Source organism: Lacrimispora sphenoides, assembly GCF_900105215.1.
Lineage (GTDB): Bacteria > Bacillota > Clostridia > Lachnospirales > Lachnospiraceae > Lacrimispora > Lacrimispora sphenoides_A.
On record NZ_FOIP01000001.1, the window covers coordinates 957,706 to 979,079 of the forward strand.

The window sequence follows — 21,374 nt, forward strand, 5'->3', positions numbered from 1 at the left end:
TATTCAATATCAACTCGTGTGTATAATACGTATGTACCATATTTAATTTATTTTGTCAATATCCCCTTCCTCTTTTTTTTAATTTCTACAGCAGTGCAACGATCCCGGCGATTGCCATGAGGCCATATACGCACATGCTCATAGTCTTTCGGTCGATCCGCGCCACCAGTTTGCTGCCCCAGGCACTTCCTGCCAATATCGCCGCAATCCCAATGGCCATATAAGGGACCAGATCCGCGGTCAGGAATCCATTGGAGATCCTGGCGATGATGTTAAAAACCACGGTAATGGAAAAAAATGCATTTAATGTCCCCAGATACTCCTCTTTCGAATCCAGGACAGCCAGATAATAAAGGCTCATAGGCGGACCGCTGATCCCAAAAAAGCCGCCGCATATGCCGGCCGCCAGCCCGCAGGCCGCTCCCATTGACAGTGATGGCTTTACTCTGGTTTTCCCAGAAAAGAAGAAAAAATAAACAGCCAGCCCTATGAGAAACAGGCCAAAAATCCCTTTTCGCTTACCGGCATCAAAATAAGCAGACCAGTGTATGACAATGGTACTGGCCGCCAGATAGATCCCTGCAGGAAGGAGAATCGGCTTTACCCTTACCGACTTCCGGTACCGCCAGAACATAGAAAAGGACAGGATCATGGTAATCACATCACTTAAAGCAGGAGCCGCATTCATGGACAGGATGAGGGGAAGAAAAATCATAATGATGATCGCCCCTCCAAAACCTGTTACCGCCTGGACAAGACCTCCAAGAAGAGCTGAAAAAGCCACAACCAATATTCCTATCATCAAAGTCTCCTTTCCTGATTCCGTGTAGCAAAAAGAACTGAAGCGAACCGTATCCGCAACAGCCCTGACGGTTTACATAAATTGATAAATATTATATATATTAATTCCAATAATGACTACCATCAAAAACAGGAACAGCTTATCCACTACCATTTCGTCAATTTTTTTATTGATCACCCGGCCGCTCATCCCGCCTAAGATCCCGCCTATCACCATAAGGACCAAAAGCCAGATGGAGAATTCCGGAACCGTTCCTGTTACCAGGGAATTCAAAAGTCCTGTGATCTGGGAAAACAGGATGATGTAGAGGGAATTCTGGGCGGCTGCCTTCGTATCCATGGAAAAAAAGAAAAACAGCACCACCAGATTGATAGGACCCCCTCCAATTCCCAAAAATGAAGAAAGGATCCCTAGCACCAGTCCGATCAGCACGCAAATGACCGGATTGGTCACATGATGAGTATGGATCCTGTCCTTTTTAATCGTATAGATCAGCGTTCCCAGAGTGATCACCAGGAGACAGGCTGCCTGAACAGCCCCCACCATGTCCTTGTCTGCAAACAAGGAAGAAACTGCCTGGAACATCGACTTTCCCACAATTCCCCCTATGGCAGCCCCTATGGCAAGAGGGGTCCCCGTCTTCATATCCACCAGAGACTCTCCGCTCATTTTCCCTTTGATTACAGAATAACAGGTCATTGCAAGCACAGTACAACCTGACAGAAAGCTGATCGCAGATACGCTTAATACCCCAAATGCATCCAATGTGGGCTTTATGATAACGCCTCCGCCAATTCCGCAGATGGCGCCTGCAATGGATGCGCCAAAACTGATCAATAGAAACAATCCATATAAATAACCGCTCATTTTATCAAAATCCTTCCTCGCCGGTATCAGCGGCATTCTCTTCCATGTACATATGTCTTAAGAACCTTGCATGCTTCATCAAGTACCACCAGGTTCGCTTCTTTTCCCGCTTCAATGGAACCCATCCTGTCATAAACACCGATCAGCCTTGCCGGGTTTTCCGTAAGAAACCGGAGTACTTCCCGAAGAGGCCTTCCCGTATATTCCAGGAGATTCTTTAATGCAGCTCCCATGGTCAAAGTGCTTCCTGCCCGGCTTCCTCCAGAAGCCAGTCTGGCATCTCCGTTTTCCACAATAACATCATTCACTCCCAGCTTATAATTCCCATCCGGAAGCCCTGCTGCCATAATGGAATCTGTCACAGCCACCACCTGATCCAGTCCCTTGGTCTTAATAATCAGCCGGACCGTTCCAGGATGGAGATGACGTCCGTCACAAATGATTTCACAGAATACCTTGTCTGACTCCAGCACAGCACCCCAGATCGCTGGAAAGTGCTGATGCAGAAGCTTCATGGCGTTTCCCGTGTGGGTGGCGCCTCTGGCACCCGCCTCAATGGCCGCACACGCTGTATCGTAATCAGCTCCAGAATGGCCGATGGCCACTTGGATTCCAAGCTTCTTTAATTCCGGTATCATGGAAATATTGCCCTCTATTTCAGGTGACAATGTGATATATTTGACTTCACCCTCTGCCGCCTTCTGATATTCCTTAATGAGCTCCAAATCCCCTTTTCGAAGCAGGTGCTCTGGCATGGCTCCTTTATATTCCGGTGACAGAAAGGGACCTTCTAAGTGGATTCCTAAAAGTTCCGCTCCCTGGTGCTCTCTGGTTTTCCATTTTTTATACTCTTCTATGCACCAAAGGGTCTGCTCCTTTGTATCCGTAAGCACCGACCCCAACCAGGCCGTTGTCCCCTGGGCGGCAAAAAAGCGGCAGATTGTTTCATAATCCTCCGCTGTTGCCTTGTTCACATCAACCCCTGCGGCTCCGTGGGTATGTATATCGATAAATCCCGGAACTACCAGCTTTCCTTCCATATCATAAACAACGGCTGCATCCCCGCCTTGAACTTCTGATATCTCCCGTATTACTCCATCCTCTGCCAGCAAGTCTCCCAAAACGAAGGTGCCGTTTACATAAAACCGCCCGTTTCTGAATAACGTTTTCATAAAAGTTCCCCTTTCTCATTCTTCAGACCGCCGCTTTTTTCATACGATATATTTTTATCATATCATAATTCGACTAAAAATTCCAATTTATTTAACCAAACGTTTGCTCCTCAAATAAATGGGACAAATTTAATTCCCTGATAATAGAGACAATTTCCTTTGACCTGCTGCAGCCAAATTTTCTTAAAAGGCTTTTTATCTGGGTTTTGACGGTTATGACTTCCACACAGCGGATTCCTGCAATTTCCTTTATTTTCCTGTCCTCCAAAAGAAGCTTCACAAGCTCCCGCTCCGCGGCTGTCAGCTGGGAAACATTATTAATGAAGTATAACAGGCTCCGCTCCGAACGCTGCAGCCTTTTGTATTCGTTCATAATGGTCTTCTGTATTCTTGCTTCCATCACCGGTTTTCCCATGTGGGCATTTTTAACATGTTCGATCAGATTCTCTATAGCTCCGCCTTTCACAACATAATCCACAGCCCCGGTTCCCATAGCAGTAATGATGATATCCTCGGTCTCGTGAACGGTCAGATAGATGATCTTCTGGTCATGCTTTATATCCCGGATGTGCTCGGCTGCAAGAATTCCGGCATTCCTGGATTCCATCTCAATGTCCATCAAGATCACATCTGCAGCCATTTCAAGGGCCATTTCCACGATTTCCTTTCCTGTGGTGGCGCAGCCTATTACCTTTATCTCTTCATCCCTTTCCAGCTGCTTTTTTAAATCATCACAAAGTATGGTAAAATCCTCTGCAATCAGCACCTTTATCATCTTATTCCCCTTCCTTACTCATCCTGGTTTTTACACTTCGGTATCGCGACAAAAAAGGTGGTCCCCTCTCCCTCCGTACTTTCTAACTTCAGCATTCCAAAATGGTATTTTATGATCTGTCTCACATAATATAGCCCAAGTCCCCAATTATTATTGGTGTTCTTGCTGGTATAGAACGGATCAAATATTTTTTTCTGTACCTGCCTGGATATGCCCCTTCCATTATCCTGGATCTCAAAGGTCACATAAAGCCGTTCATGGTATACCTTTATACTTAAGTGCTTTTCCTGCCTGCCGGATTCCAGGATACTTTCATAGCCATTAATCGCCAGGTTATAAAGGGCCTCGCTTAAATGAACAGAGTCAGCCAGGATCAATGTTCTGGCTTCTATCTCCCTTTCCACCTCTGCATCTGGATATTTCTCATGAAACCGGTCCAGAACCTTACGGACCACTTCTGAAGCTTCCGTGGGTACCAGAGTCATGTAATTGGATTTAACACTCCTATATAATTCTTCCATCCGGATTATCATATTCTGATTGATGGTTTCAAGCATATGGGAGTATTCCAGGAGCTTTTCCTTATCAGGATCGGTCTTTTCCAGTTCCTCTCTGATCCGTTCCTGTATGACCCGGTTGGACAATAACTGATTCTTCATACCATGGACAAACACGGAAAGGCCTTTACTTGCCATATCCATTTTCTTTTGAATGATCACATCTCCCCTGGTCTCCTCGTGCTCCATAACCGTATAGGATTTAAGGCTTAAAAATCCCAGAATTCCAAACAGCGTGGTAAGCACCGACAGTACCATCCACCTGCTGACGGCTCCCGTCGTAGAATAAAGCAGCCCGCCATATCTCATATACTCTGCGGAATACATCTGATATACCTGAATCGGATCCTGGCGGAAATAAAAGCAATACATAATTCCCATACAGATCAGAAACACCATAATATAGCGGAACTGTCTTTTGCAGTAAGGGATGGTAATGCTTTTGTATTCATGAACCAGAAGCCATAAAGCAGCCGCCAGATAACAGGCGATCCACAAAATTGTGAAATTTATAACCAGAAACTGAATCCATTTTCCCGTTTTTGCAAGCCCTAAAAACAGGGAGGGATAGTAGAGAATCAGCGTCATACAGGGCAGCACCATAATCAGGATATGTCTGGATTTGCTCCGCAGGATCCAGGGAATCATGGAATAATCAAAGGCAAGCATAAGCAAAAATCCCGGAAACAGGGTTCTTCCCATAGCGATCATATACCCCAGCTTCCTTAATGGAAATATCATATAGGATAATTTTCTTTGAATCCTTAAATCAAAAAATAAGAAGAACTTCTGACCGGTCTGCAGCCCGCCGGTCTTTGATAAGTAAATGATAATCCCGATAAACATGCAGACAAAGCTGACGCAAAGCCCCAGCATCAGCTTTGTCTGTTTATCTCTTCTAAGGAAAAAAATCGCTATAGAGGAGGATAAAATAAAGAACAATACGACAAACAGCATAGCTTTCCTCCTGAATCATTTTAAAATCCCTGTGCGCCACAAATGGAGGTGTCCCGATATTACCGGATACCTCCATTTAAAATTACAATTATATATTATTTGTGGTTTTCATCATATGCTTCCTGCATGATGTCAAAGAGAACATAATTGTTTACATCTACCGGTTTCTCCAGGCGGCCTGCGTCTAAGAACACCTTCTGCTGGTTCTCATAATATGATTTGATGGTTCCGTCTGCCAGAGCTTTTCCTATAAATTCTCCGGTCAGCCAGTTTCCTTCTTCCGTAGTTGCCAGCATGGTGGCTTCGTCAACCTCACACTGTTTTGCTACCAGCTTTGCGATCTCATCGATATGCTCCGCCCGGTAATCCCCGGCTTTTTGAAGAGCTCTGGCAAAGCGTACCAGAACATCACGGTTGGAATCGGCATATTTTTGAGTGGTGATAAAGCTGGAAGGAAATGTTACCTGGTCTAAATAATCCTGATTATTGGCTAACATGATTCCACTGTCTCCTAGAGCTTTCATGATAGTTCCGGTTCCCGGTGACCAGGTGGCACATGCATCCACATTGCCGCTGATGACGGCTGATACGGTGCCGTTGGCATCCATTTCCACCAGTTCAACATCATCTGTCGTCATTCCCTTAGACTTAAGAGCCAGGTTCAGGATGATTTCTGCAGATGTACCGCTGGTTACGGCAACCTTTTTGCCCTTTAGATCTTCAATGGAATTGATCCCTTTTGCCATGTTGCCGATGACAGCATCGGCTAAGCTAGTGCAGTCTATCTGGAAGATCACCGCTTCCCCTGATGCACAAAGAGCGTGGGCTCCGTGTCCGATCTGGGAAATATCAATATCACCGGAAGCCATGGCTGCAATTTCAGCTGGCCCTCCCTGAAATTCCACCATCTCCACTTCCAGACCCATTTCCTTAAAATAGCCTTTTTCCCTTGCCGTAACGGCCAGAGAAGCGCTTCCCATATTGGGCATATAGGCAATCCTAAGCTTTGTGATATCCTGAGCTTTCGTTTCCTCTGCCTTGGTTTCTTCTGCTTTTGTTTCCTCTGCTTTCGTGTCTTCTGCCTTCGTGTCTTCTGCTTTAGTCTGTGCTGCCGTAGTTGCAGGCGTCTTTGCTCCGCCCGTGCATGCGGTCAAAGCCGCTGCCGTCATTACCATCCCCATAAGTAACGAAATTCTTTTTTTCATTCCTTTCTCCTCCTATTTCCTGATCTCTAAATATTCCTGATACACCTGGGACCATATGTAATTTTTTAATTCTAAAAATTCCGGTGTCATCTTTGTTTCCTGGGTTCTGGGATATGGAATCCCGATCTCCACAATCTCTTTAATCCGCCCTGGTCTGGCGCTCATAATGATAACCTTTTGAGCCAGAATAATGGCCTCATCCACGTCATGAGTGATGAAAAAGCAGGTTTTACGCTCTTTCTGCCAGGTAGCTAAAAGCTCTGACTGAAGCTGGGTCCTGGTCTGGGCATCCAGGGCTCCAAAAGGCTCGTCCATGAGAAGCACCTGGGGATTTACCGCATAGGCTCTGGCTATGGCAACCCTCTGCTTCATTCCGCCTGACAGTTCCTTTGGATAGGCGCCCGCAAACGGTTCTAAATCCACCATTCTTAAATATTTCATGGCTTCTTCCCTGGCCTGCTCCCCTTTTATCCCCTTAAGCTTTAAGCCGAATTCCACATTTTTAAGTACCGTGAGCCATGGAAACAAGGCGTACTGCTGGAACACAACCCCCCGCTCCGGTCCCGGGCCCTCCACCTCCTTGCCATCCACGTAAACGCTTCCTGAGGTAGGCTCCAAAAGTCCGGCGATGATATTGAGCAGCGTTGACTTTCCACAGCCCGATGGGCCTACCACACAGATAAACTCATTCTCTTTTATATCAAGGCTGACTCCGTTTAAGGCTGTCATCTCTCCCTTGCGGGTAATATATGTTTTTACTACATGATCAATTTTTACTTTTACTGCTGCATTGTCTCCTGCCATCCGGTCAACTTCCTTTCCAAGTATCGTACAATCTGTTCAAAGGTAAGGCCAATTACGCCGATAATCAGGATTCCCATAAGTACGGTCGCCATATCGTAATAGCCCTGTGCCTTTTGGATCATCATTCCGAGCCCCTTAGACGCTCCTGTAAGCTCTGCCGCCACCAGGGTGGTTAAAGAAGCGGAAAGTCCAAGCCTGGCCCCCACCAGGATAAATGGCGTAGAAGCCGGTATGACTACCTGAAAGAATATATCCCGGTCAGTAGCTCCAAGTACCTTTGCCGCCTTAATCAATGTTACATCCACATTGCAGACGCCCTGGTAAATGGTGACCACCAGTACGAGGAATGAAGCGATAAATATTACGATGATCTTTGCCTTTTCCCCCACTCCTGCCCCCGCAATGACGAGGGGAATATAGGCCAGCGGCGGAATATTTCTCACAAACTGGATCCAGGGTGCCACCAGATTCCGAAACGGTGCGTACCAGCCCATAAGAAATGCAATGGGAATCGATGCGATGAAGCCGCAGAGAAAACCTGCGATTACCCGGAACAGACTAATATAAATATGGGGCCACAGGGTTCCGTCCTGCAGCTTTCCCATCAGTTTGGATATTACCTCCCACGGCTTTGCAAAGATGACTCCGCCAGCATCCGTAGACGCTATGAAGATCCATAGCAGAAATGCTGCCAGGATGGACAGCAGCATCCATAGCTTTGCAGGAATGCGGTTTAACATACTGTTCTTTTTTTTACTGCTCATGTTTACCATTTCCCTCTCTGTCTTTCTCGAATGTTTTACTATCTGTAGTTTACACCCAAAAAAGAGGTCTGGGGAGGGGGATATTTTATCATACCTTTTTTCCCAGGGCGGCAAACATGCTTCTCTTGTATTCCTCCACCCCTTCCTGGTCAAAGGGGTTTATATTCATCATGGTACCCGAGATCCCGCATGCCATCATAAAATAATAAAACAATTCTCCAAAGGTTTCCTCTGAAACATTTTTTGTCAGAAAACGGAGGCAGGGCACCCCTCCCCTCCAATGGGCGTTCAGGGTCGCTTCCTCAGCAGCCTTGTTCATCTGGTGAAAATCCATGCCATCCAGATAGTCAAATCCGTCCCTAAATTCCGGATCAGGCTCAATCACCGCCCCTGCGCCGGGATTCTCTGCTGAGACAAAGGTCTCTATAAGGCATCGTCTTCCCTCCTGCATATACTGGCCGATGGAATGTAAGTCCTCGGAATAAATTGCTGAGGAAGGAAAGATTCCCCTTTTCTCCTTTCCCTCACTTTCTCCGAAAAGCTGTACCCACCATTTTGTCAGATAAGAATACCGGGGCTCAAAGGATACCAGCATCTCAATATCATATCCCCTCCCATATAACAGGTTTCTGGCTGCCCCGTAAAGTACCGCGGGATTGGAAGCTGGATTGGCCCGGCAGTCCTCTGCTGCCCTCTTCATCCCGGCAAGATACTTGTCCGGATCAAGCCCTGCTGCAGCTATGGGCAACAGGCAGACCAGAGAAAATGCGGAGTACCGTCCTCCTGCTGATGAGGGGAAAGAAAGAAACAAGTAACCGTTTTCTTTTGCAATCTCCTCCAGCCTGGAACCTTTCGTACCAGTCACAATGATCCGCTTTGCCATCTCCTCACTGTCATATTCTTCTTCATCCACTGGCGCAGGATTCGGAAATGGCTTCCCGGCTCCAGCGTCTCAAAATTCTTGGCAATGACATTGATATAGACGTTCCGTCCCTCCATCCGCTTTAACATTCTGCTGACGGAATAAGGGGACAGCGTATTTCCCATATAGAGGATCTCCGGCCCCTTCCCGTCTGCCAGGGCCTCTATCATAGCCCTGGCTGCCTGGTTGGATCCCCCTACTCCCACAAGGACAAAAAGGTCCCCCTCTTTTTTGATCTCCTCTGCCTTTGCCTTTATTGCCTTCAGCTCATCATCCGGTATGACCGGGGAAACCCAGCCCAGAACTTTGTCATGGTCCTCCATGGTAAGCAGCATGTTCATGGCCTCTCCTGCCCTTTTCCTGCTGACCTTAAAAGCTTCTTCCCCGAAATAAGTTTCTGCTTTTTTCAAATCAATTGTGACGTTCATGCCTTCCCTCCATTTCAAAAAGGCCGATCCAGATCTTTCTCTGAACCGGCTTTTCTTTACAGCCATTTATCAATTTTTCGGTAACGTTCTGCCATTTCATCAAGGGTCACACATTCAACCAGCGGGGCCCTCCCGTAGGAGCCGAACTTCACGATCAAGGCTCCAACAACTTCCTTTACTCCACGTTCCACGCAGTCCACAATGGCAGCTACATCCTCATTGGGGATGGTTCCGTACATCACTGTATCCATGATGGGAGGCAGGAATAACCTGGGATCAAAAGCTTCCTTCATAGTCTCCAGCCGCTCATAAATGGCGCCGATTGACCCGCTGTTCCTCTTTTCCGGATACCTTTCAAAGAATTCCTTCATGTTCCTGGTAACAGCAAGGCGGATATCCGTATCCACGTTAATCTTATTGATTCCTGCTCCAATGGCAGCCGTAAGCTGTTCCATGGATATTCCTTCGGTATTAGACAGCTTTCCTCCAAGACCATTGATCTCATCTACGATGTATTTCGGCACGGTAGAGGAGCCATGGGAAACCAGAGCCCCGAAAATCCCCAGATGATTCATGCATTCCTTTATGGCAATGACAATCTCCTTACGCAGCTTTACATCCTTTCCCTTAGAGGCCCCGTGCATGGTGCCATAGGATATCGCAAGGGCATCAACGCCGGTTTTCTGGAAGAATTCCACTGCATCCAATGGATTGGTATAAGTGGAAGAATCAGAAAATACGTGATCCTCCACGCCGGCAAGTACTCCAAGTTCCCCTTCTACGCTGACTCCTCTGCCATGGGCATACTTTACCACTTCCCTGGTAAGCTCAATGTTTTCTTTAAAAGGCAGGGAAGAACCGTCGATCATGACGGAAGTATAACCGCCTTCAATGGCCGCCACGCAGGAATCAAAGTCTCTGCCGTGATCTAAATGGAGAACAATCGGAATATCAGAATCCAATCCGTATTTTTTTACCGCATTTCCTATATTTCTCGCCCCGGCTTTTTTATCTTCCAGGGTTGCATTTAGAAAATCAATCCGTCCTCCCATGAATCCATTTGCCAAATCCGCCCCCTGCAAAATGGCAGGGGAACGGAACATTTCATGTACTTCGATTACTGCTTTGGCCTGGGCGACCGCATTCACGTTAAAACCGCCCTGACCAAAGCCATATTTTATGGAGGCCTCCATAAGAGGTCTAAGTGGTATTAAGCTCATCTGTTTCTCCTATATTCAATCGGTTAAGGCTGCTACAAATTCTGTAAACGTAAGGGTGATGTCCTGATGGTTTTGCAAAAGACTTACAGGGAATTCCGGGGTTGGCTCACCGTATCCGGCCCTCCGTACCACGGCTCTGTGCCAGTTTCGAAAGCAGCCCAAACGGATTTTTCTTGCATGCGCAATCTCATGGATTCCGACTGTGACGCAGTAAGAAGGCATATCCTCTAATGCTCCGTTAAAATCGCCGATGGCATTGGCCGCCCTTGTTTCCGGGCTTATTTTTAAAACCCTTGTCTTCTGAGCCAGAAATTCCTCTGCACTCATCGTACCGTCCGCCTCGTTAAACGCCACATGACCGTTAATGCCGATGCCTCCTATGACCATGTCCACACCTCCAAGCCTTTCAATCAGCTCAGGAATATAAGAGAGGTTGTCCGGATCCGGGAAAATTCTCTGCTCCCCCGGCATTATTAGCTCCGGCCTGATTTTAGAATAAACGTTTCTGTCCATAAATCCCCGAAAACTTAAGGGGTGATCTTCTGAGATCCACCTCTTTTCATCATCCAGGTATTCGTCCATATTTATGAACCAAACATTCTTCAAGCTTATATTTTCCTCATTCACCATTTCCACAAAGTAAGGGTACTGTCCAACCGGTCCTACCGGGCAGATGAATACGGTCTTTTCTCCCCTGGCATTATGGCTTTTTATCTCTTCTGCCATCTGCTCAGCCATCTGACGGAACACTTCACTGTTATCCTTCATACAAAACAGTCTCATCTTCGGATTCTTCAAAAGGGCTTCCTTATGGTATCCGTAATATTCATGCTTCATGTGAATCCCTCCTTATTTATGATGATGAGCCATACATCCGCAATCCTCATGCCCTTTTCCGCCAGGAGTCTCTCCCTTCATCATCAGATGGACGGCACTCAGCTTAAAGGTCTGGGGAAGCACCAGGATGTTAGGATCTGCTCCCACAAATTTCTTCTTTGCATCTTCCAGGGCCTCTTCCACCGTAGCTCTTGTCTTTAATCCCATACCCCGGGCATAACCAGGATCCTGGGCTCCGCATAGGTAGATGGCGGAGGTATTCATCTCAGCAACATGGGCACAGCTGATCATGGAAAAGCCATGGAAGGGATGAAAGGCATTGCAGTAACGGTATTTCCTGATATACTCTTCATCGGTGGCAAAATACTCTCCATAACGGTTCATATCCGGTAGAGTATTCATCTGGTCATGCTGGAACATCTCATACATTTCTCTTAAATACGGCCAAAGCTCGTCATGGAAATATCCGTTGCAGGTGGAGGTAAAAATGATGACACAGTTATCGCTCATGATCCTCTTATGGCGGATCACCTGGGCGGAAATGGCCTGCATCAGCATAATGGGGTTGGTCCCCATCCCGTCTCCGTAATGGAAGAACTGGGGCATACCGAAAATCATCACATCGTATTTCTTTTCCGCCCAAGGCACGTAAGTGCGCTTATCAGCCGTAATCCAGGAGTGGGGCTGCATCACAGCCGCATACCCGCTGTTGATCTCGATCTGGCGGGACTTTGTATCCAGAACCGCATCACAGCAGAAAAATTTCTTTCCCATGCATTTTTCCATATGCTGCCCGATCTCGTCAAACTTTGTCCTCATAAGGGACTTTCCGCTTACAGGAGTGAAATCTGCCCGGTGCATGACCTCCGGCACGTGGTGGGAGGCAATGGAACGCCAATGGGTGATTCCTGTGGAACAATGCTTATAGCCGCCGGAATAGCCGCCGTATGGGTTTCCCTGGGTGTGCCCGATGAGAATCGCCACATCACTGTCGTACACGTATTTGTTCATCAGAACCGGATCGCCCCGCTCCGTTGTTCCAAGATCCACCAGATGATCGTAATCCTCACTGTCGTGGTTGATGATCTGATGGGTGTACCAGAACTCATGGAACAGTTCATTCCCAAGCACGGCCCTGATTTCCTTTTCCGTATTCTTTCTATGAAGACCGTTGGAGCAGATCAATAAGATGTCCTTTTTTTCCACGCCAGAATCATATAATTCTTTTAAAATCAGTTTTATGGAAATTTTCCTGTGGGAGGTGGGCTGTTCTCCCCCCTTTACCCGGTCGGGAAATACAATGGCTACTTTCGATCCCTTATGAGCCAGTTTTGAAAGCGGCTCCATGCCCATGGGATTTCGCAAGGATTCAAGGGTCTTTTCCACCAGCTGATCCACCGGAATATAAGGCGGATCCGGCACTGTCTCCCCCGGAATAAATATATCTGCAGTATCGGGCAATGTGACGTTTACGGTTCCCTGTCCATACTCTAATGCTACATTCATCTTATACGTCTCCTTTTCTCCAATTTTATTTAAGAATGAATCAGGCCCTATTTTCCTAAATAGGCTCTTATAATCTCTAAATATTCTTCAGGATAAAAACCGATTTCCCCCTGAAATCTGGTCAGAGCGATCAGTCCGCCGTCAATGACCGGAATGGAAGCCAGCATCTGTGCATTGTCAGCCTTTAATCCTCCGCCGTAGACGACTGGTAGTCCTCCTGTCACTTCTTTGATATAAGAGCCGGTCCTTGCTATGTACTCTTTATCCGGCGGAGTTTTCCCCGGTCCAATGGCCCATACCGGCTCATAGGCGATGACTACTCCCCCAGTGTCCACACCAGATAATCCGGTCTCAAGCTGCTCCTTTAATACCTCCTGCCAGCGGGGCTGCTCCTCTGCAGTCTCCCCAATGCAGTAAAGCACAGACAGCCCTGCCTTAAGAGCCTGTAAAACCTCCTGATTCAGCAGGCGGTTAACCGCATGGGAATCGGTTACCCCTGCTTCTGAAAGGATCCCTGCCTTGTCCCTTCGTTCCTCACAATGGCCGATGATCGTAGTGGTACAGCCAATGGCTATTGCTGCGTTTGCCGTGCGGTTCGTTGTAAAGGCCCCAAAATTTCCGCCGGCTGCGGTATCCTCACGGAACACTCCCTGACAGCCGATGTTCACCGGGCTGTTCTCCCCCAAAGCACCAGCCGCCTGGATCAAATGGGCTTCAGGAAAATACATGGCAAACTCCACATCATCATTCTCATACTTTCTTAAAGCTTCCTGGGTATTTGATACAATATAGCTTCCCCACTCCCGGATAGGCGCTATGGAATTCACGCCGCCCTTTTCCCGGGGAATATCAAACCGCTTTAAATTTAAAAAAATATGCTTCATTTTCATTATCCTCCCTTTTTTATTTGTATTTCACCAATTTTATATATTTTCATGAAAATCTATGAAATCCCTCAGTTCCGGGCCGATCAGAGGGCGGCACCATTTTATGAACTCATTGGTCACGTCGTTTCCCCGCTCATTAATAAAGTTTTCCGGAATAGCTCTTTCATGAAGCATGACTTTTTCAATGGGAATTCGTTCCATATGGATGCAGTATTCTCCATCCGACCTGTCCTCCCGGATAAAGCCGATCATCACTCCGCCCTGGCCTTCCATGGCCGCCTTTAAGGCTTCCCGCCCTGAAAGCACCGCCTCCTCCCGGTCAACCGGAGACTGCCATGCAATGGAAGAGCGTCCGCAGATTCCAGGCTTTTCATTTCTGGCCTTAATATCCAGCTTTTGAATTACCAGATTGGCAAGATAGACGCTTACATCTCCGTAATAGGTTGCCCGCCCGGTCTTGTAGATCGGGGGAACTACCGGCTTTCCATCTTCCCCTTTTAAGCCTTCGCTGGCAACCACGACCACACCGCCCTTTTCTTCATATAGCTTCTTCACATCCGCTAAAAATTCCTCTTCCTTAAACGGACGCTCCGGCAGATAAATCAGATGGGGCGCATCTCCCGGCTTTTTGCGGGCAAGGGCTGAAGCTGCCGTGACCCAGCCTGCATTTCTTCCCATGGCCTCAATTACGCATACATGGATGGGCAGAGATTTTACATCCATTCCTACCTCCGCAGTAGTAGCCGCAATGTACCTGGCTGCGCTGCCAAATCCAGGGGTGTGATCGGTAATTGCAATATCATTGTCAATGGTCTTGGGGATCCCAACCACCGTAACTCCTGAATTTTTGCAGGCTTCATGAATCTTTCCGCAGGTATCCATGGTTCCATTGCCTCCATTAAGAAGCACATACCTGATATGGTATTTCTCAAATATGGCCGGCATGGCCTCATAATCTTCCTTTTCCAGGGCGTACCTGGAGGAGCCGATGGCCGTGGCAGGGGTTTCCAAAAGAAGTCTGAGCCTTTCCTCCGGGAACTCCATGAGATCCAGAAAATTCTCTTTTAAAATCCCTTCGCTGCCGCCCAGGGCAGCATATACTTTTTCAACCTTTTTGCTTTCCCTGGCCTCTTTGATCACGCCGTAAAGAGATGAATTGATCACCGCAGTAGGACCGCCTCCATGCACCACCAGAACATTGCCATTCATATGTTTGATCCACTCTCCTTTTTGTAAAATCATTTCACTGTATCTCAACGGAACCCACCGGTCTTCCGTCCTTATGTTATCAGCGTACCATATTCTCTTCCGGATTTGTGCAAATTTTACCCAAACGTTTGGGTTTTATGGTATACTGTTTTCATTGATCATGGTTTATAATAACATAAAAGAAAATTCTTTTCCGGAGGTAGCCTATGACATTAAAGGAAATAGCGGAAGAAGCCGGCGTGTCCATTTCCACCGTATCCAGAGTCGTGAACAAAAATATTCCCGGTGCCGCCAGCAAAGAAGTCCAGGACCGGATATGGGAAATCGTCCGCCGGACCGGATATACCCCAAATCCCACAGCCCGCAGCTTAAAGCTTGGAGAAAAAATAGCTTCTTTGACCTCCTCCCGTTCCATCGCCTGCCTGTTTGCAAGAACCACGGATACGGTAACTGACTTATTTTTCTCCTCCCTTGCCCGGAGCATCGAGCAGGAAGCCTTTAAACGAAATTATGTATTAAAATATTCCTTTTCCTCCTTTGATATCAGCCACCCCGGCACTTTCCGGCTGATCACCGATAACCATGTAGACGGCGTGGTCATTTTAGGACGCTGTGATAAACAGCTTCTCGGCCTTTTGAAAAAGTATTTCAACAGCCTGGCCTATACGGGTTTAAACAATATGGAGGCAAAATATGATCAGATCATCTGTGACGGACAACAAGCCGCCCTTGCTGCCACCAGCTATTTAGCCGGCCTGGGGCATAAGAAAATCGCATACATCGGAGAAACCAAAGCGGAAAACCGCTATACCGGATACTGCGACGGATTAAAGGCCGGAAGGCTTCCCCTGCGAAAAGAATATATTGCCAACGTGGCCCTCTCCTCAGAGGGAGGATATCAGGGAGCAAAGCGCCTTTTAGAAGCAGGCTGCGACGCTACCGCTTATTTCTGCAGCAACGATATCACGGCCATCGGAGCCATGAAGGCCTTCCACGAATCCGGGCTTCGCATCCCTACGGATATCTCAGTCATCAGCATCGATGATATTGACACGGCCCAGTACTTAACTCCCATGCTCACCACGGTCCACATCCCGGTAGAGGAGATGGGTCAGATGACAGCAAAGATCCTGATCGACCGCATCGAGGGCGGACACCGTCTTCCCGTTAAAATTGACCTGCCGTTTTACATTGCTGTCCGTGACAGCTGTGCAGCCCCCAAACGGTAAAATTTTATTAAAAAATTTACCAGACATAAATAAAAAGAAGAAAAAGGTGGACGCAGATGTCCACCTTTTATTCTTTCGGCTGTGGCACCCGGCCTGAGTCTTAACAGGAGGGATGCATAATGGGATCCAAGAAAACTACAAGACATTTTATTGCATGAATATTTATTCTGCCAAGCCTGGATACTGCAGCGCCCCATACTGATCCGGTTTGAGCGTCACTGGATCAACGATCATCTTGGTGACATAATCCATATAAATACTTAATTTTCCAGATTAAGTAATGACTAAGGTATGAAAAGGTTAACAAATGGAAGTAAGGGAGATATTGTAAAGACATAGCTTTAATCAAATTAATAAAAAAAATATATATTATTTGCAACATTTCTCTTTTTATAATTGTTTATAGAATAGAACAACATAAATGTGTTCAATCAATTAACAAAATGAAAGGAAGATTATTATGAAAAAACTAACTACGATGATTATGACACTGGCAATTGCAGGTACAATTGTGGCTCCCGCCTATGCCGCTGCTGCTAAAACCTCCACACTGCTTGCGGTACCTTCTGCAAATGCTATTGATCAGGCTCCTGTGGACAGTATCGGACGCTACTCCATCGAGATTAATGGAAAAGACATCGATGCGAATTCCTGCATAATGGTACCTTTGGATAAGGTGGCCGAGGAACTCGGATTTAAAGTTACATGGAATGATGATTCTATCTTGGTGGATAACGGGTCTATTCATACGAACGTAAGAATTGGAGTGGACTCTTACTTTATCACTACAAGTAACAAGGACTTAGTTGGTATGAGTGCCCCTTTCTCCCTTGGAATTGCCCCTTTTAAGACTGACAAAGATATCTATGTCCCCCTGTCACTTTTTGATGCACTTCTGAGGCATGGCGACGATACAATCATCGTTAACGAGAACAAGATTATAATCCAGACCAAGGATACGTGTCAGTAATTTGCTATTTTAGACGTATTAAAAATCCAATAATTAAATTTTTATAAAGTAAAGGCGGGCCCGGAAACCGGATATCCGCCTTTCCATAAATGTAAGTTATTTGATACTTTTTGTCTTCATCCGATTGGGAAATTCCGACATTGAAACAACAATGAAATACTATGTTTTTGATATAGAGCATGGGGATCAAAAAGAGTAAACATCTATGAAGAATTTGCTTAATTTGTCTACCGTAAAAAAAAGTTGACAAAGGGCAGACAAAGGGCGCCTTTTTCATGAAAAGAGCGCCCTTAATATCCGTATTTCCCTTACCTCGTATTCAAATATTCCATAACCCCCATGTGGATCGTCCAGGCAACCCGGTCCTGGTAATCCAAGTTATTCAAAAGAGCTGATTCCTTCCAGTTGGTTAAAAAGCCGCATTCCACGATAACGATTGGGGTCCGCACATGTAAAAGAAGATAGTAGTTATCGTTGGGTTTTGCGAGTCTGGTATTTTTCTCGCCCAGCACATAATCAAACCGGCTCTGTAAAATTTCAGCCAGCTCTTTTCCCTTATCCGACTTTTTATAGTAAAATACCTGTCCTCCGTATACGTATTCCTCATGATAGCTGTTCTGGTGGATACTGACGGTAAGTGACGGGCTTTCATCATTGATGATCTCACAGCGCTTGCTCATGTCCGCCATCTTTTTTCTGCTGTCCTTTTCCGTATACAATCCGTTGTCATCTTCTCTGGTCAGAACCACTTTCACGTCAGAAGCTTCCAGATACTTTTTTAACCGGTATGCTATCTGCAAATTTATATCCTTTTCCAGGGTTCCATCAATTCCGATCTTTCCCGGATCATTTCCTCCATGTCCCGCATCTATGACGACGACTGGCCTTTCTTTTTCGGCCTTTGCCTTGACCCCTGCCGTCATCTTTCCAGCCTGACTTGATATTACATATACCAGCACCAGCAAAACCAATGCCATAAGGGGTTCCCACTTCTTAAATTTCACATTTTCTACCTGATTCATCTTCTTAATGAATTATATCTTTTAGTGAAATAAAAAAGAACTGCTCCCTGCGACTTTCCTGTTATTCTGAGCTCAATACATTATAGTCCCTTGTCCCATCGTTCGTAATCCATTCCAGATATTGAGCCAGGATGCTGGGATACCCTTCCTCTTCCCACAGCTTGTAGCCTGCCTTAGCTTTGGCCTTATCCCGGATGTCTGTAACGGTTCCTGCATAACAGGCTTCGTTAAGCTCCGCATAGACCTTTGCCATCTGTTCCTTCTGAGTTTTGGTCAATCCATTTAATGTATCAAGCCTCTTAAACTCATCCTGAGCCTGATTGTAAAATACCTTGCTTAAAAACTTTTTCCCAAACTCATCGAAGTTCAAAAGATTTTTATCAGTGCTTCCCGTCTTTTTTGCCCATTCCTTCATATCCAACGGTTTTGTATGATAGCGGAAGCTCCCGTCGTCTCCATAATATAAGATCCCATACTGGCAAGGCGGCGTGGATAAGGAACTGGTCACGATCTCATAGATCCCGGAGTCGCTTCTGGACCTCATATAGTGCTGCACATGAAGGTGACCGCTTAAAAACAAGGGGACCTCCCAGCTTTCCAGCTGGTCAATAAGCTGTTCACTGTGTTCAATGGTGCAGTCCTGTAAGTATACTTCACTTTCATCAAGAAGATTATGATGGCCTACCGGAATCACATTCATCCCCAGATTCCAGGCTTCCTCCATCTGCTCCTCAATCCAGTCATATGTATCATCCTGAATCATTCCTCCAACCAGATTTCTCGGTTCATACTGGCATGTATCAAGCATTAAGGCTCTGGTATAATCATTTACCTGATAAACATAGCTTAAGGAAGCAGGGTCCCGGCTGACCGCCTCATTGTATCCGAAATCCTGGTAAATCTCCTCGAATTCATCTGAAGTTACATTTTCCGCCCCCAGAAAGGTATCTCCCACAAATTGAGCTGCCTTAGAATTATTGATATCATGGTTTCCAGGAATAACGATTACGGGGATACCGGCTTCTTCAATTTTACCAAGCTTTTCGGCAAATTCTTCATGGCTTTCCTTTTCGCCTTCATAGGTCAGATCTCCGCTTAAGATCACCAGATCGGGCCGTTCCTTTTTAACCTCTTCCACAAAAGCATCCGTAATCTCCCAGATGTATTGCATCACCTTGCCGTCACCATGGTCTATACTGTATTGAAAACCCTTCTGAAAATCCGTCAAGTCCCTGGCTAAATAATGAATATCCGTAGCTACAATGATCTTGCAGCCATTGTCAAAGGCTTCTTCAGGAGGCTGTGAAGCCGGATCCTCCGAAGTTTGAGGAAATTCTTCAATGGTCGTCGGTTCCGTCCTCGTTGTTTCTGTCTCCTGCGGAGTAGTACTCTCTGCGCTGGTGCTTTCCGGCTCTGTTCCCTTGAGCGAACACCCTGCCAGCATACACGCCACGCCCAGCAATGCTGCCAATACGATCCTGTTTCTCATAACCTGACCTTTCTGTCTCTTACGCGTCTTTCGTTTACTTTTTATCAAGCCGTATTTCATCCCACAAGTCTGACGGTTCAAATCCCAGCTTCCAGCAAGCCACACCTGCGAGGCCATACTGTTTTATTAAATCCATCTTAAGTCCTATGGACCGCTCTTCTTCCAGCCACAGCTTTTTAAGCCCTTCCTTTGACTGCAATTCTCCGTAATACTGGCCCAGTTCCTCCTGCCAGTATAATTCCACTTGATTTTCACTGACCCATTCTTTTGCACGGGCAATGCCCAAAGAGGAAGAGGTAACCTTTCCATCAGGTCCCTCTGTCCACACCCTTGTATAGAGGGGGATTCCATTGATCACCTTTTCCTTTGGCACCTGGGCCAGGGTATCCTTGATCCCGTTTTCCACATATTGAATGGAAGCCACAGAACCGGCATCCCCGCCTGCATAATGTTCATCATATCCCATAATAATCACGTAATCAGCCACGATCCCCTGCTCTTTCCGGTTATAGAACTGATTGCCGGGAGCCGGAACATAATTATCCACGGATAAGACGATCCCCTTCTCACGACAAGGTATGGAAAGCTCCCGTATGAACTGTACATAATGGACCCCTGCTGCTTCCTTGATTCCCTCAAAGTCCAGGTTAATCCCGTCAAGACCGTAGCGATCCACTTCTGACATAAGGGCATCAATCAGCTTCCGTCTGGTGGAGGTCTTTGACATCAGGATCTCCGTATTTACATCAGGGCTGAAATTATTGATGAGGGCCCAGACCTTTAAGCCCTTATCATGAGCTTTCTTTACATAATCCTCCTGAGCCAGGGACCGGAAGTTTCCTTCATTGTCTGTAAGCTCAAACCAGGTTGGAGAAATGACATTGACCCCTTTTGTATTGGCGATCACGCTGTCAAAAGAACCATTTCCTTCAAGGGTTGTCATCTGGTGCCAGGCAAGGCAAACCGGTTCATCCATGGAAACATTCGTGTAAACCGGCGCTGCAAAAGTACTTTTAAGAACCTCACTGGTCACTTCCCCCAGCCGTTTGCGTTCCACATAGCCTACAAATCCGTCTTCCGTCCGCACCTTATCCCACCTAGCCATAGATTCCAAAACAGTGACCTGACTTCCGGGAGAAATCCATGTCACGATGGGGCTTTTCACTCCGCCTTTTACCCTGACATTTCCCTTTTCAGAAACCACTGCCTTTTGCTGGGCCTCCCAGTTGTTATTAATAAAAATCCGCTTATGCTCAACGCTGTCATAGGCAGTCACGCGGATATCCGTATAATTTGCCACCAGTCCGACGGACAAATAAACCCCGTTCTCATTCACCCAGATCAGGGGTTTCCCAGACGTTCCGACCGTGGAATGATCCGCATAGACAATGGAGTCCGGCAGGGCATACACAAGAAGATTTTCATTGCTGTCCCAGTAAAACCGCTCATTTAACATATCATTCACCCACTCAATCGGGAGATAGGTTTGTTCCTGCAGGTAAAGACCTTTTGCCTCCTGCAGATCCTCATTGAGATAAAGGGCCACTTCATCTCCCTTTACTCCCAGCAGTCCGGCTATATCTGCCTGTTCCTTTGAGGGAATATACCGTTCCAGAAACCACACCCCTGAAAATATGGCGGTCACTATCAAAATCAATCCTAGCGTCGCAAGAACCGGCGCTGTTTTCTTCTTCATCTGTTTTCCTCCTGCTAATGGATCGTATCGTCTTTTGCCTATACTATCTTTTGGAT

General features: G+C 46.5%; 20 protein-coding genes. 2 read left to right on the plus strand and 18 right to left on the minus strand.

Features of this window, described 5'->3' with window-relative positions; translation table 11 throughout:
• Positions 1–85: 85 nt before the first annotated feature.
• From BMW45_RS04265 to BMW45_RS04335, 15 genes are all read right to left on the minus strand, one after another.
• Positions 86–802: a sulfite exporter TauE/SafE family protein gene (locus BMW45_RS04265; protein ID WP_092240804.1), complete on the minus strand. Its 717-nt coding sequence runs from the start codon at positions 800–802 to the stop codon at positions 86–88.
• Positions 803–874: 72 nt separating this feature from the next.
• Positions 875–1,669, minus strand: a complete 795-nt coding sequence (locus tag BMW45_RS04270; RefSeq protein ID WP_092246159.1) for a sulfite exporter TauE/SafE family protein — start codon at positions 1,667–1,669, stop codon at positions 875–877.
• 26 nt (positions 1,670–1,695) lie between these two features.
• Entirely contained in the window at positions 1,696–2,841 is a 1,146-nt protein-coding gene (gene nagA, locus BMW45_RS04275; protein WP_092240806.1) for an N-acetylglucosamine-6-phosphate deacetylase, read from the minus strand.
• 91 nt (positions 2,842–2,932) lie between these two features.
• Positions 2,933–3,616 (minus strand): response regulator transcription factor, encoded by a 684-nt coding sequence (locus tag BMW45_RS04280; protein WP_092240808.1) that lies wholly within the window; start codon positions 3,614–3,616, stop codon positions 2,933–2,935.
• A 14-nt stretch (positions 3,617–3,630) separates the two neighbouring features.
• On the minus strand, positions 3,631–5,130 hold the full coding sequence (locus BMW45_RS04285; RefSeq protein WP_092240810.1) for a sensor histidine kinase: 1,500 nt from the start codon (positions 5,128–5,130) through the stop codon (positions 3,631–3,633).
• A 95-nt stretch (positions 5,131–5,225) separates the two neighbouring features.
• Positions 5,226–6,335, minus strand: a complete 1,110-nt coding sequence (locus tag BMW45_RS04290; protein ID WP_092240812.1) for an ABC transporter substrate-binding protein — start codon at positions 6,333–6,335, stop codon at positions 5,226–5,228.
• Positions 6,336–6,347: 12 nt separating this feature from the next.
• Complete coding sequence (locus tag BMW45_RS04295; protein WP_092240814.1) at positions 6,348–7,139, minus strand: ABC transporter ATP-binding protein; 792 nt, start codon at positions 7,137–7,139, stop codon at positions 6,348–6,350.
• Entirely contained in the window at positions 7,115–7,903 is a 789-nt protein-coding gene (locus BMW45_RS04300; protein WP_092240816.1) for an ABC transporter permease, read from the minus strand. The genes BMW45_RS04295 and BMW45_RS04300 overlap by 25 nt, the downstream gene beginning before the upstream one ends.
• Before the next feature lie 88 nt (positions 7,904–7,991).
• Positions 7,992–8,816, minus strand: a complete 825-nt coding sequence (locus BMW45_RS04305; protein ID WP_143057007.1) for a glucose-6-phosphate isomerase — start codon at positions 8,814–8,816, stop codon at positions 7,992–7,994.
• Positions 8,765–9,253 (minus strand): glucose-6-phosphate isomerase, encoded by a 489-nt coding sequence (locus BMW45_RS04310; RefSeq protein WP_092240820.1) that lies wholly within the window; start codon positions 9,251–9,253, stop codon positions 8,765–8,767. The genes BMW45_RS04305 and BMW45_RS04310 overlap by 52 nt, the downstream gene beginning before the upstream one ends.
• A 56-nt stretch (positions 9,254–9,309) precedes the next feature.
• Positions 9,310–10,473 (minus strand): class II fructose-bisphosphate aldolase, encoded by a 1,164-nt coding sequence (locus BMW45_RS04315; RefSeq protein WP_092240822.1) that lies wholly within the window; start codon positions 10,471–10,473, stop codon positions 9,310–9,312.
• Between the two features lie 15 nt (positions 10,474–10,488).
• Entirely contained in the window at positions 10,489–11,310 is an 822-nt protein-coding gene (locus BMW45_RS04320) for a sugar phosphate isomerase family (RefSeq protein WP_092240824.1), read from the minus strand.
• Between the two features lie 12 nt (positions 11,311–11,322).
• Positions 11,323–12,816, minus strand: a complete 1,494-nt coding sequence (locus BMW45_RS04325) for a lactate racemase domain-containing protein (RefSeq protein WP_092240826.1) — start codon at positions 12,814–12,816, stop codon at positions 11,323–11,325.
• A 47-nt stretch (positions 12,817–12,863) separates the two neighbouring features.
• Positions 12,864–13,700 (minus strand): triose-phosphate isomerase family protein, encoded by an 837-nt coding sequence (locus BMW45_RS04330; protein ID WP_092240828.1) that lies wholly within the window; start codon positions 13,698–13,700, stop codon positions 12,864–12,866.
• Between the two features lie 39 nt (positions 13,701–13,739).
• Positions 13,740–14,912 carry a diphosphate--fructose-6-phosphate 1-phosphotransferase gene (locus BMW45_RS04335; protein ID WP_092240830.1) on the minus strand — a complete coding sequence of 391 codons (1,173 nt, stop codon included), beginning with the start codon at positions 14,910–14,912 and terminating at the stop codon, positions 13,740–13,742.
• A 206-nt stretch (positions 14,913–15,118) separates the two neighbouring features.
• On the opposite strand from BMW45_RS04335, the gene BMW45_RS04340 reads away from it, so the two are divergent.
• Positions 15,119–16,141, plus strand: a complete 1,023-nt coding sequence (locus BMW45_RS04340) for a LacI family DNA-binding transcriptional regulator (RefSeq protein WP_092240832.1) — start codon at positions 15,119–15,121, stop codon at positions 16,139–16,141.
• A gap of 460 nt (positions 16,142–16,601) precedes the next feature.
• The gene (locus BMW45_RS04345) at positions 16,602–17,111 is read left to right on the plus strand and encodes a stalk domain-containing protein (protein WP_092240834.1); all 510 of its coding nucleotides are present in this window, start codon (positions 16,602–16,604) and stop codon (positions 17,109–17,111) included.
• Between the two features lie 308 nt (positions 17,112–17,419).
• Here the strand turns inward: BMW45_RS04345 and BMW45_RS04350 are convergent, their stop codons facing one another.
• The 3 genes from BMW45_RS04350 to BMW45_RS04360 all read right to left on the minus strand — a co-directional run bounded on the left by BMW45_RS04350 (position 17,420) and on the right by BMW45_RS04360 (position 21,318).
• A complete protein-coding gene (locus BMW45_RS04350) occupies positions 17,420–18,088 on the minus strand; it encodes an N-acetylmuramoyl-L-alanine amidase (RefSeq protein ID WP_416388658.1) in 669 nt (222 codons plus the stop codon).
• A gap of 106 nt (positions 18,089–18,194) precedes the next feature.
• On the minus strand, positions 18,195–19,622 hold the full coding sequence (locus tag BMW45_RS04355; RefSeq protein WP_092246161.1) for a metallophosphoesterase: 1,428 nt from the start codon (positions 19,620–19,622) through the stop codon (positions 18,195–18,197).
• Between the two features lie 34 nt (positions 19,623–19,656).
• Positions 19,657–21,318, minus strand: coding sequence for a glycosyl hydrolase family 18 protein (locus BMW45_RS04360; RefSeq protein WP_092240836.1), 1,662 nt, complete (start codon positions 21,316–21,318; stop codon positions 19,657–19,659).
• Positions 21,319–21,374 lie beyond the last annotated feature (56 nt).